The sequence below is a fragment of the Haloarcula sp. JP-Z28 genome (assembly GCF_011440255.1).
Lineage (GTDB): Archaea > Halobacteriota > Halobacteria > Halobacteriales > Haloarculaceae > Haloarcula > Haloarcula marismortui.
The window spans coordinates 28649-40068 of sequence record NZ_JAAOHT010000033.1 but is presented as its reverse complement, the minus strand read 5'-3'; the positions used below and the strand labels follow the sequence as shown (position 1 = coordinate 40068).

General features: G+C 63.9%; 11 protein-coding genes and 1 tRNA gene. 7 read left to right on the top strand and 5 right to left on the bottom strand.

What is annotated here, in order from left to right:
- Positions 1-311: hypothetical protein (locus tag G9463_RS13115; protein WP_165896928.1), on the bottom strand; the 311-nt coding region annotated here is incomplete at its 3' end.
- 201 nt (positions 312-512) lie between these two features.
- Between G9463_RS13115 and G9463_RS13110 the strand changes: the two genes are divergently transcribed.
- Complete coding sequence (locus G9463_RS13110) at positions 513-1688, top strand: aspartate kinase (protein ID WP_137440625.1); 1176 nt, start codon at positions 513-515, stop codon at positions 1686-1688.
- Between the two features lie 14 nt (positions 1689-1702).
- On the opposite strand, the gene fer is transcribed toward G9463_RS13110, so the two are convergent.
- From fer to G9463_RS13095, 3 genes are all read right to left on the bottom strand, one after another.
- Positions 1703-2359 carry a ferredoxin Fer gene (gene fer / locus G9463_RS13105; protein ID WP_121302186.1) on the bottom strand — a complete coding sequence of 219 codons (657 nt, stop codon included), beginning with the start codon at positions 2357-2359 and terminating at the stop codon, positions 1703-1705.
- 90 nt (positions 2360-2449) lie between these two features.
- A complete protein-coding gene (locus tag G9463_RS13100) occupies positions 2450-3148 on the bottom strand; it encodes a metallophosphoesterase (RefSeq protein WP_165896927.1) in 699 nt (232 codons plus the stop codon).
- A gap of 81 nt (positions 3149-3229) precedes the next feature.
- Entirely contained in the window at positions 3230-3838 is a 609-nt protein-coding gene (locus tag G9463_RS13095) for an IMP cyclohydrolase (protein WP_165896926.1), read from the bottom strand.
- 169 nt (positions 3839-4007) lie between these two features.
- Between G9463_RS13095 and G9463_RS13090 the strand changes: the two genes are divergently transcribed.
- Both G9463_RS13090 and G9463_RS13085 read left to right on the top strand, forming a co-directional pair.
- A tRNA-Gln gene (locus tag G9463_RS13090) sits at positions 4008-4080 on the top strand.
- Between the two features lie 289 nt (positions 4081-4369).
- Positions 4370-4801 carry a universal stress protein gene (locus G9463_RS13085; protein WP_165896925.1) on the top strand — a complete coding sequence of 144 codons (432 nt, stop codon included), beginning with the start codon at positions 4370-4372 and terminating at the stop codon, positions 4799-4801.
- Between the two features lie 26 nt (positions 4802-4827).
- On the opposite strand, the gene G9463_RS13080 is transcribed toward G9463_RS13085, so the two are convergent.
- Positions 4828-6021: an inorganic phosphate transporter gene (locus G9463_RS13080; RefSeq protein ID WP_007189542.1), complete on the bottom strand. Its 1194-nt coding sequence runs from the start codon at positions 6019-6021 to the stop codon at positions 4828-4830.
- A gap of 157 nt (positions 6022-6178) precedes the next feature.
- Here G9463_RS13080 and G9463_RS13075 point away from each other — a divergent pair, with 157 nt between their 5' ends.
- From G9463_RS13075 to G9463_RS13060, 4 genes are all read left to right on the top strand, one after another.
- Entirely contained in the window at positions 6179-7351 is a 1173-nt protein-coding gene (locus G9463_RS13075) for a BMP family protein (RefSeq protein WP_165896924.1), read from the top strand.
- A 166-nt stretch (positions 7352-7517) separates the two neighbouring features.
- Positions 7518-9074: an ABC transporter ATP-binding protein gene (locus G9463_RS13070; RefSeq protein WP_165896923.1), complete on the top strand. Its 1557-nt coding sequence runs from the start codon at positions 7518-7520 to the stop codon at positions 9072-9074.
- Positions 9071-10351: an ABC transporter permease gene (locus tag G9463_RS13065; RefSeq protein WP_004959807.1), complete on the top strand. Its 1281-nt coding sequence runs from the start codon at positions 9071-9073 to the stop codon at positions 10349-10351. Before G9463_RS13070 ends, G9463_RS13065 begins: the two co-directional genes overlap by 4 nt.
- A gap of 10 nt (positions 10352-10361) precedes the next feature.
- Positions 10362-11408: an ABC transporter permease gene (locus G9463_RS13060; RefSeq protein WP_004959804.1), complete on the top strand. Its 1047-nt coding sequence runs from the start codon at positions 10362-10364 to the stop codon at positions 11406-11408.
- Positions 11409-11420: the final 12 nt, after the last annotated feature.

Sequence of the window (11420 nt, the reverse complement as noted above, 5' to 3'; positions counted from 1 at the left end):
ACCGCCTCAACAGCGGTCCGGACTTGCGATTCGTCCTCCGGAAGCAGTAGTTCGACCGTCATGTGTTCCCGGCGCGCGAACTCGATAGGGTCGGTCAGGAGTTCCTCACAGGCGTCGCTCGACCCGGCCAGTTGCGTCACGTGGACGGTCCCACGTTCGGCGTCGAAGCTCACGAACCCCACAATGCTGTCGTCTTCCTCGGCCACGCGGACAGTGCGGTCGTGGACGAGGTTTCGCATCACGTCCGGCGGCCCGTCAGCGAGGGCGGCCAGTCGCTCGGCGTCATCCTCGATAGCGTCGCGGATATCCATACATGTGCGTGGGAACCCCACGCAAATAAACGGTGTGTCGGACGCTCCGGACTGTGCCCGCCTTCGCAACAACAGGGCTTCGCACGACGGAATCTGCCGGTCGCTGTCGACAGTGAGACGCGGTCACAGATGAACACAGTTATCCCGAGCGACGGATAACGCGAGGGCAATGGTTCACGTACACACGGGCACGGTGGTAGCATGCGCGTAGTCGCCAAATTCGGTGGGACGAGCCTCGGTAGCGGCGACCGCATCAACCGGGCCGCGGACTCGATTGCCGCTGCCGTCCAGCAGGGCCACGAGGTCGCGGTCGTCGCCTCGGCGATGGGCAACACGACCGACGAACTGCTCGAAGAAATCAACTACGACGCCGACTCCGCGGACCGTGCGGAAATCGTTTCCATGGGCGAACGGACATCTGTCCGGATGCTCAAGGGTGCACTCGCCGCCCGCGGTATCGAGGCGGTCTTTCTTGAACCCGGCAGCGAGGACTGGCCGATCATCACCGACGAGTACGGTGAGGTCGACGTTGAGGAGACACAGAAGCGCGCCCATGCGCTCGCCGGCCAGCTCAAGGATGTCGTCCCGGTCATCACCGGCTTCCTGGCACAAGACTATCAGGGCAACGTGACGACGCTTGGCCGTGGCGGCTCCGACACGAGCGCCGTGATGATGGGCGACTACATGGACGCCGACGAAGTCGTCATCGTCACCGACGTTGAAGGCGTCATGACCGGGGACCCGCGCGTCGTCGAAGGCGCTCGGAACGTCGGCAAAATCTCCGTCGACGAGCTCCGTTCGCTGTCCTTCCGCGGGGCCGAGGTGGTCGCGCCGTCGGCGCTGTCGTACAAGAGTGAGGACCTCGGTGTTCGCGTCGTCCACTACCAGCACGGCGACCTGCTCTCCGGTGGCACGTCTATCGAGGGCGAGTTCCAGAACCTCATCGACCTGCAGGAACAGCCAATCGCCTGCGTCACCGTTGCCGGCCGCGCTATCCGGAACAGCCCGGGCATCCTCGCGGACCTGTCAGGCGCTATTGCGGACGAGGACATCAACATCGAGGCCAACTCATCGGGAATGGACTCGTTGACGTTCTATGTCGACGAAGATGACGCCGAGGAGGCCGAAGCGCTGCTTCACGCCCGCATCGTTGACGACGAGACGCTTTCGTCGGTCACCGTTGAAGACGAGATCGCCGTTATCCGCGTCACCGGCGGCGATCCGAGTCAGTCGGCGCTCGCGCATCAGGTCGTTGCACCGTTGGCCGACGCCCACATCCACCTCTATGACGTGATTACGTCCGCGACGTCGGTCTCCGTGTTCGTCCCGTGGGAGGACCGCGAACAGGCTCTCTCACTCGTTCAGGACGTGTTCTAACGGCCGGGGACTTGTTAATCGGTTGAGGAAGCCTGCTCGAACCGGCTCGCGGGCAGCAGTAATTCGCTGACTTCGGGGAGGTGTTTCAGGTTGTAGACGATTTTCGCGTCGTCAGACACCGGTGCGGCGATACACGACAGGCGAATCCCCTTCTCGGTGAGTTCGGGCGGGAGGATGTGGCTCGCCGGCGACGGCATCTCGCCGTCGACGACCGCCACCGCACAGTTCGTACACGCGCCGCCGCGGCAGGCAAAGGGCCACGCAAAGCCGTTCTTCTCGGCCGCTTCCAGCAACGTGTCGTTCGGGTCGACGTAGAACCGCCCGAAGTCAGTCGATTGCAGGTTCGCGTCGGCGGCTTTCGCGAACAGGTCTTCGTCTTCGAGTGCCCAGCCGTGGTCCTCAAGCACCTCGAAGTTGAGAAACTCCACCATCGGGTCGTCCGGTTCCGACGGGGCCTCTTCGGCTTCGGGCTCCGCTGTCTCCTCGGGAAGCGGGTCCCCGGGCTCGTATCCGTTCTGCAGTCGCTCGTAGGCCGTTTTGACCGTCTGGAACTCGGCCGCCGACCCGCCCTGGTCGGGGTGTGCTTCTTTTACCCGCTCGCGGTACGCGTCGACGATCTCCCCGTCGTCGGCGTCCGGTGTAATTCCGAGGACCTCAAATGGGGACTCCACGCCATACAGTAGCGGTCACGGACATAAATTCTCTCGTCCCGCTGCAGTATCTGCAGGCTGCCGCCGACGGACGACGTGCCGTTCCTGTGGCTACCGGCCCTGGGTCAACCGGAAGCCGATTTGCCGCGGCAGGTCAGCGTCCTCTACCGCGTCAATGACTGCGCTCGTGTCGTAGGCCACGCGGTGCTCCTCGACAGTTAGGTCCGCGAGGTCGAGCACGGCGTAGGCGGCCCGGTGGTCCCTGTCGCGGGGCTGGCCCACGCTGCCGGGGTTCATCACGATACCGTCCCCGTACACCTCGTGGTGCTGATGGTGCGTGTGGCCCATCACGAGGACGTCCTCGTCGCCCAGCAGGTCCGGGCCGAACTCTTCGGGGTACGTGTAGTGGTCCGGGTCGTCAGGGTGGCCGTGGACGAGTTTCACCCGTTCATTACAGACGCGGCGCTCATCGGGCAGTGCCGCCAGCCACTCGATTTGCTCGTCGGACAACTGTTCGGTAGCGTGTTCGACGCCGGCCTGTGCCATCCCGTTGAACGCGAACGGCGTTTCGGCGGCGACGGCCCGGTCGTGGTTGCCCATCACTGTCGGGACTTCTTCGGTCGGCCAGGAAGCGTCCGCAGGGAGCGCGTCGGTGTGCCCCCGCATCGCGTCGACACAGTCGGCGTGCCAGGGGTTGTAGCCGACCACGTCCCCCGCACAGACCAGCCCGTCAACTGGCGGCATATCTGCAAGCACCGCCATGAGCGCCACCCGATTGCCGTGGATATCAGAGAGGATGCCGAGTTTCATTGTTCGTGTCTATCCCCTGTGGGGTCTTGAGTGTCGGTCCTAGCTCAGTATCTGTGTCCGCCATCGTTCGCGGTCATCCGCTCACTCCCCGTTGTACACTGCTACATCGAACTCGCCCGCCGACCCCGCGACACCGGCCGAACAGACGGCGTGCTCGTACTCGTGGTCGTACACTTCGCGGGCCACATCGCTGGCGTCGGTCGCGGCCAGGTCGAACGCCGTCGGACTGTTCTCCTCGTAGGTCGCCACCAGCGTCGGCTCGGTGACTTCCTCGACGAGCAGCGCGTCCCGACGGACGGTCCCGATGACTGCGCCCGGGCCGTCGGCGTTCGTCGTTGGGTCCGCCGCGTCGACACCGACGATACCGGCGACCCGCGGCGTGTCGTAGTCGTCCTTCTCGAAGTCGAGCGACAGGAGCGGCTCCGCGATAGCGTCCCGCGCCGGATAGCCCAGTTCGAGCTTTTCGGCGATGGGGTCGACGTGGGAGCCGTTGCCGACGACTGCGCCGCGCTCGGTGACGCGGACACCGTTGTAGGAGATGTATGGGTTGTCCGTCTCCGGCGCGTCTGGCGTCGGCTCGACGGTCACTGTCTCGTCGCGCTGGACTGCCTGGCGGTTGGGGAACGAGCGCGAGGAGACACGGTACGCACCGACCTCGGGACTGACGACGACAAATCGTCCAACGTACATACGCGAGTGTGCACAGCACCCCGAAAAAGCGCTGTCGATGTCTTGCCGTCTAGCGTAGGCATGACGCTATTGTTCTCCTGGCGGTGTTGTGTGGGCTGCTGACACGCTTCATGTCCGACCGAATCGCGCAACGCTTACAAAGGGGCACCCGATACTGTAGAGTGCACACAGTCCATTGGGGTAGTGGCCAATCCTGAAGCCTTCTGGGGGCTTCGACCCTGGTTCGAATCCAGGATGGACTATTTTTGTGGCGAGCAAACTCGCGAGCCACGAAATCGTAGTTACTGATTCGGGCCCTGCCAGTCGCGCACAGCGAAGCGAGCACGTCTGGTTCTGGTTCGAATCCAGGATGGACTATTCTTGTCGCGAACAACCCGTGAGCGACAGCGTCGTGATTAGTGGACTCGAGCCTTGGAAGACGAGCGAAGCGAGTCTTCCACTGGTTCGAACTCATGTGGGACGGGCTTGACACTCATCTGGCAAGCACCGACTTGCCCCTGACTACTTGTAGCCGCCTCCCAGAGAGAACATATGACACCGACACACGTCCTCGTCCCGCTGGACGGGTCACCGCTGGCTGACGAGGCGCTGACGTACGCGCTGGAGACGTTTGACTGCCGGATTACAGTTCTGAACGTCGTTGCGCCGCTCGATACGGGGATGAGCGAAGGCGGGGTGCTCGAACCGGACGCGGACCGCCAAGCGGTTGCCGACGAGCGGGCCACGAAGCTCGTCGACCGGGCGTCACAGCAGGCCAGTGAGGCCGGCCAACAGGTCGAAACGGCTGTCGAGACCGGTGACCCGGCCGAGACGATTCTGGACTACGTCGAGGCGGTCGACGTGGATCAGGTGGTGATGGGTGGCCACGGGGGGACGCGAAACGAGATCGCCCGGCGGTTGCTGGGGACCGTTGCGACGGCGGTCGTCAGCGAAGCGCCGGTGACGGTAACGGTCGTCCGGTAGCGCGTGGCTGGCCGACCACACCCTTCTCAGACCTGGCTACCGAGCGCCGCTTCTAGCACCTGATACACGCCGAAGCCGATCACGACGCTTGTGACGAGTGTGATGAGCCAGAACCCGACAGTTACACCGATTTTCCGGCGCGAGACGCCGGCGGAGCCACCGGCCAGGCCGCCGCCGATGACCCCGGAGATGATGATGTTGTTGAACGAAATGGGGATGCCGAGCGCGATGGCGGCCTGCGCGATGATGAAGCCGGGGACCAGCGCCGCGATGGAGCGGCGGACGCCGAGTTGCGCGTACTCACGGGAGGTCGCCTGTAGCAGGCGGGGTGCGCCCATCCACGCGCCACCGAGGATACCCACTGCGCCGAGCGCCAGCAACACAAATCCGGGCAGGCCGAGTTCGGCGCGGTAGAGGTTCTCCAGCGGGCCGGTCGCGAGGCCCACCTGACTGCCGCCACTGGAGAAGGCAACGACGCTGCCGAGAACGACGAGAAAGGTCTTGATACCCTTATCGACGGAGGCCTGGGTCTGTCGGCGGATGTAGTAGAAGCTCCCCGCGGCGACCAGCAGCGTCGTGGCGACGGCGGCGATATCCGTGCCAGCGACCAGCGCGGCAAAGCCGGCCAGCGAGCCCTGGTCGGTGCCGGCGGGCGAGGGGATGATGCTCAACTGAACGTTTGCGACGATACCCCCGACGACGCCGGCGAGCAGCGGGACCCCGACCGTTTCGGGGATGTCGTCTCGGCGCAACACCGTCGCGGTGAGATAGGCCAGGCTCCCCGACACAGGTGGGACAAGCAGCCAGAACGTCGCGATACGACGGTAGGTGTCGAACACCGGCTGTCCACCGAGCGAGAGGCCAACACCGACCATCGCGCCCGTCGTCGCGAACGCTGCCGGGACGGGGTAGCCCGAGTAGATGCCAAACGCCATGAATCCGGTCGCGGTCAACAGCCCGGCGACGGCTGCGAGCGATGTGATCGTGGCGCCGTCGATAAGGCCGGCCCCGACCGTTTCCGAAATGCTCCCGCCCTGGGTCAGTGCCCCCATCGCGGCGAGGATGCCGATCAGGAAGGCAGCGCGCATCGTCGAAATGGCGTTCGCACCGATAGCCGGGGCGAATGGGGGTGAGTTGCTGTTCGCACCGAGGGTCCAGGCTGTCACCAGACCGGTGATCGTCGCGAGGGCGACCAGCGCCCAGAAGACGACGGTCGTCACCGCCTGCTGAGCCCCGCTGGTGTCTGCCAGTTATTGCTGTGTGAACGCGACCAGACTGTCATTGGCAGCCGTTCACACCCAGTACATAAAATGTCCGCGGCGTCGGTATCGAACGGTGATCGGTCCGCCTTGCCATGATTTGTCGCCGATGTGGCTAATGTGCGACACCGAAGTCTTTAACGCCTATCGACACCGCTGGTGGGACATGTCACAGCGAAGGCGCACGTTCATCAGTAGTGTTGGTACCGCAACCGCAATCGGGTTAGCTGGCTGCCTCGGTGGCGATGGCGGCGACGGCAGCGGCGGCGACGGCGGGGACACCGACAGCGATAGCGGGGACGGTGGCGACGGCGACAGCGGTCCGGCCGCTCGCATCGGAATGGTGTATGCGACGGGCGGGCTCGGTGACGGGTCGTTCAACGACCAGGCCCAGACCGGAGCTATCCGGGCAGCAGACGAGCTCAACATCGAATACGATGAGTCGCAGCCGGAAGCAGTACAGGACTTCGGCAGCCTTCAGCAACAGTACGCACAGTCCTCGAACCCGAACTACGATCTTATCTGCTGTATCGGCTTCCTGCAGGCGGACGCCCTCACGGAGAACGCCGAACAGTACCCCGAGCAGGACTTCATGATCGTTGACTCCGTCGTTGACGCGGACAACGTCGGCTCGTACGTGTTCGGTGAGCATCAGGGCTCGTTCCTCATTGGACTGATGGCCGCGAAGCTGTCCACTCAGGACTTCTCGGCTGGAGCCGGATCCACGCAGGGTGACTCCGCGAGCGTCGGTTTCGTCGGCGGTGTCGAGGGTGACCTCATCGGTCGCTTCGAGGCCGGCTACAAAGCCGGCGTCAAGCACGCGGAGGAGGACGTCGAGGTACAGTCGGCCTACGTCGGCGATTTCAACGACCCTTCCGGCGGACAGGAGGCGGCCCTCTCGATGTACGAATCCGGCGCGGACATCGTCTTCCACGCGGCCGGCAACACCGGGACTGGCGTGTTCCGGGCGGCCCAGGAGGCGGGGCGCTTCGCAGTCGGTGTCGACCGCGACCAGTCGGTCACGAAAGAGAACTTCAGCGATATCATTCTCGCGAGTATGGTCAAGCGGGTCGACAACGCTGTCTACGCCGCCATTGAGTCGACGACGAATGATAACTTCGATGGCGGCGCTGTGAACACGCTCGGCCTCGAACAGAACGGCGTCGAAGCGGTGTACGGCCAGCAGCTCGGCTCGGAAATCCCACAGAGCGTCAAAGACGAGGTCTCTGAAGTTCGCCAGAGCATCATCGACGGCGACATCAGCGTGCCGACTGACCCCGACAACGCCTGAGGCGGATTGCTGGAGCGATTTGCCGGCCCATTCCGGCCTTGCGGTCGGAACCTTCTGGACATAATATACAACAGCGCCACCGCGGCCACACACGCAGTTGCCGCAGATTTTTGCCAGACATGTGGAACCGTGAAGTTAAAACAACGGGACGGTAACGGCTCAGAGTATGGAACAGGCCGTCCACCTCGATGGAATTACAAAGCGGTTTCCGGGGGTAGTCGCGAATGACGATGTCGATCTGGCGGTCGAGAAGGGGACGGTTCACGCACTGCTCGGCGAGAACGGTGCGGGCAAAACCACCCTGATGAACGTCCTCTACGGGCTCTACCAGCCCACCGAGGGGACGGTCAACGTGCACGGCGAGACACAGCAGTTCGACTCGCCGCGCGACGCCATCGACGAAGGTGTCGGCATGATCCACCAGCACTTCATGCTGGTCGATCCGATGACCGTCACCGAGAACATCACGCTTGGGAACGAGCCCCGCAAGTGGCTTGGACTCACAGTTGACAGCGAACAGTCCCGAAAACAGGTCCGTGAACTGTCTGAGCGGTACGGGTTCGACGTGGACCCCGACGCCAGAATCGAAGATGTCGGTGTCGGCGTCCAGCAGCGCGTCGAGATTCTCAAAGCGCTCTACCGCGGCGCGGATGTTCTGATTCTGGACGAACCGACGGCAGTGCTCACACCACAGGAAGTTGAAGACCTCTTTCGCGTGCTCGAGGAGCTGACTGACCAGGGGAAGACGATTATCTTCATCACGCACAAGCTCGGCGAGGCGATGGAGGCTGCTGACGAAATCACTGTTCTGCGAGAGGGGAAAAACGTCGGGACAGTGCCGGCCGACGACATCACTCGGGAAGAACTGGCCGAGATGATGGTCGGTCGGGAGGTACTGCTGGACCTTGACCGGGACCCAGCCGAGCCAGGCCGGTCTATCCTTGAGGTTTCGGACCTCGTCATGGAGGACGACCGGGGCGTCCGCGCGGTCGACGGGATCTCGCTTGACGTCCGGGCCGGTGAGGTGCTCGGTATCGCTGGCGTCGATGGAAACGGCCAGTCGGAACTGGTCGAGGCGATTACCGGGCTCCAGATGCCTGATGAGGGGACAATCATATACGACGGCGTCGACCGGACCACCGACAGCCGTCGGGAGCGAATCGAGTCCGGGCTGGCCTACATCCCGGAAGACCGACAGGAGCGGGGCTTGGTGATGGACTTCGACCTCGTCGAAAACGGCCTGCTGGGGAGCCAGCACGCGGCCGACTACACCTCGAATGGACGCATCGACTGGAACCACACGCGCGACCACGCGGAGGAGATTATCGAAGAATACGACGTTCGGCCACCGGACGCCAACGCCCACGCGAAGTCCCTTTCCGGTGGGAACCAGCAGAAGTTCGTCGTCGGTCGGGAGTTCGCCCGGGACCCGCGTCTCGTCGTTGCCTCCCACCCCACTCGCGGTGTGGATGTGGGGTCGATGGAGTTCATCCATGACCAGATCAACGCGCTCCGAGAAGCGGGCCGAGCCGTGTTGCTCATCTCCTCGAACCTCGATGAGGTCCAGTCCCTTTCGGACCGCCTCGCCGTCGTCTACGAGGGTGAGATCGTCGACATCGTGGATCCAGAGCGCGTGACCGAAGAACAGCTCGGGCTGTTGATGGCCGGGCAGCAACCTGACGCTGTCCCGACCATCGCGGCGAACGGGGAGGGCCATCAATGAGCGATGGTGGCCCGTCGCAGAACGGGGACGACCCGCCGACACCGGACTCGGACGACCGGTGGTCACAGTACCGCCAGCGACTGATCAGGCTGGGCCAGACCTCAGTCGGCGAGCGGATTCTCATCGCTGTCTCGGCGCTATTGCTCTCTCTCGTCGTTGGGACGGTTATTGTCACTGCCGCGGGACTGCTGGCGACGTGTCGGTCGCCGGTCCTCACGTTCGGTTCCACGACGCTGTGTTACGACCCGTTCTACGTGTTCAACCGGCTGTTCCTCGGCGCGCTGGGCGATCCCTTCGCCGGCGGCTGGTCGCCGCTGAACGCACAGTTTGCGGCGACGCTACGCGAGACGACGATACTGGTGTTTACCGGGCTTTCGGTAGCCTTAGCGTTCCGTGCGGGCATCTTCAACATCGGGACGCAGGGCCAGCTTATCATCGGCGCACTGGCAGCCGCACTGACGGTGCTGTGGGCCGGTTCGCTGGTCTCCGGGACGATCGCGCTCGTCCTGTTTATTCCGCTCGGGTTGCTCGCTGGCGCGATCGGTGGCGGCCTCTATGGTGCGATCCCCGGCGCGCTGAAAGCCTACGCCGACGCGAACGAGGTCATTACCACTATCATGCTCAACTTCGTCGCGGTACGGGTAACGCTGTATCTCGTCCGGAACCACTTCGCCGACCCGACGAGCCAGGCGACACAGACCCCGACCCTACCCGTTGAGGGACAGTTCCCCTCGATCCTGTTTGACCCGCGGACGGACTTCTCGCTGCTCGCACTCCTGATAGCACTCGCGTTCGTCGGCGGCGTCTACTACCTGCTCGAACACACGGCATTTGGCTATGACCTGCGGACCGCCGGTATCCAGCCCGCGGCCGCGGAGTACGGTGGCGTCGACTCTGCTCGGACCATCCTGACCTCGCTCACGCTGTCGGGCGCACTGGGCGGTATCGGCGGGGCCGTATTCGTGATGATGACCCTTGGAAAGTTCCAGACTGGGATTCCGAGCTACGGTTTCGACGGGATCACCGTCTCTATCCTCGCCGGCAACAACCCGATCGGGGCCGTCTTCGCCGCGCTGCTCTTTGGCGTCCTCAAGTCCGGCTCGAACGTGGTGGCGTTCGCGACCGACGTGCCGCCACAGCTTGTCGGCGTCCTCCGTGGACTGATCATCCTGTTCGTCGCGATGCCGGAGTTCTTCCGTATCATCGGCCGGCGGCTCGCAGCACGCGAGCCAGACAGTCCGGCCACCGCGACCGCAGGAGGTGGTGCTGATGACTAACGACAGTGCTATGGATCGACTCCGCTCGGCTTCGAGTCGGGTCCTCATCGCCGCCGCAGCGTTCCTCACACTGGCTGTGCTTGCCGGATTCGGACTCTTCGCGCCGGCGTCGACGCCCGGACAGATATTCTGGGTTCTGGCCTCGAAATCGACGCTGTCATCGACACTGCGGCTCTCGGTTCCGATCGTGCTGGCCGCGCTGGGCGGCATCTTCGCCGAGAAGAGTGGGATCATCAATATCGGGCTGGAAGGGCTGCTCATCATCTCCGCCTTCGCAGCCATCTTCGGAGCCGACGCCACCGGTTCGCTGTGGCTCGGGTTCCTCATCGGCATTGTTGCGTCGACGCTCCTCGCGGGCGTGTTCGCCGTTGTCTGTATCGAGTTCCGCGCCGATCAGATTATCGCTGGGCTGGCGGTCTGGCTCATCGCACTCGGACTTGCGCCGTTCGCCTCGCAGGTGTTCTACGGCGGGCCAAACACCAGCAGCGTCGGGACTTTCGACACAATAACCGTTCCGACGCTGGCCGAGATCCCGTTCTTCGGCGCGCTGTTTGACGCCTCGCCCGCGGTCTACATCATGTTCCTCGCTGTGGCGGCGTCGTGGTACGTCCTGAACCGAACCACGTTCGGCCGCTGGGTCCGGGCCGCCGGCGAGAACCCGAAGGCGCTTGACACCGCCGGCGTTGATGTGTCTCGCGTCCGCTACGCCGCCGTGCTCCTCTCCGGTGTCTTCTCCGGCATGGGTGGGGCCGCGTTGGCGATCAACATCGGTCAGTTCACCGGGAACGGCCCGACGATGGTCAACGGCAAGGGATTCATCGCCATCGTCGCGTATCTGTTCGGCAACTACAATCCGGTCGGCGCGCTGCTATCGACCACGCTGTTTGCCGGCCTTGACGCCGTCCAGTTGCGTCTCCAGACGGCCGATGTCATCGCCGTCCCCGATTCGCTGGTCCAGACGATTCCGTTCGTCGCCGTCATCGTCGTGCTCGCTCTGGTGGGCAAGACCCGCCTGCCGGAAGCCGCCGGTGACCACTACGAGTCCGGCGAGGAATGAGCTAGACACAAC

Bases quoted from the DNA above. Each gene is read 5' to 3' on its own strand.
- G9463_RS13110 (WP_137440625.1), top strand. From the start codon at position 513: ATGCGCGTAGTCGCCAAATTCGGTGGGACGAGCCTCGGTAGCGGCGAC.
- G9463_RS13100 (WP_165896927.1), bottom strand. From the start codon at position 3,148: ATGAAACTCGGCATCCTCTCTGATATCCACGGCAATCGGGTGGCGCTC.
- G9463_RS13095 (WP_165896926.1), bottom strand. From the start codon at position 3,838: ATGTACGTTGGACGATTTGTCGTCGTCAGTCCCGAGGTCGGTGCGTAC.
- G9463_RS13085 (WP_165896925.1), top strand. From the start codon at position 4,370: ATGACACCGACACACGTCCTCGTCCCGCTGGACGGGTCACCGCTGGCT.
- G9463_RS13075 (WP_165896924.1), top strand. From the start codon at position 6,179: ATGTGCGACACCGAAGTCTTTAACGCCTATCGACACCGCTGGTGGGAC.
- G9463_RS13070 (WP_165896923.1), top strand. From the start codon at position 7,518: ATGGAACAGGCCGTCCACCTCGATGGAATTACAAAGCGGTTTCCGGGG.
- G9463_RS13065 (WP_004959807.1), top strand. From the start codon at position 9,071: ATGAGCGATGGTGGCCCGTCGCAGAACGGGGACGACCCGCCGACACCG.
- G9463_RS13060 (WP_004959804.1), top strand. From the start codon at position 10,362: ATGGATCGACTCCGCTCGGCTTCGAGTCGGGTCCTCATCGCCGCCGCA.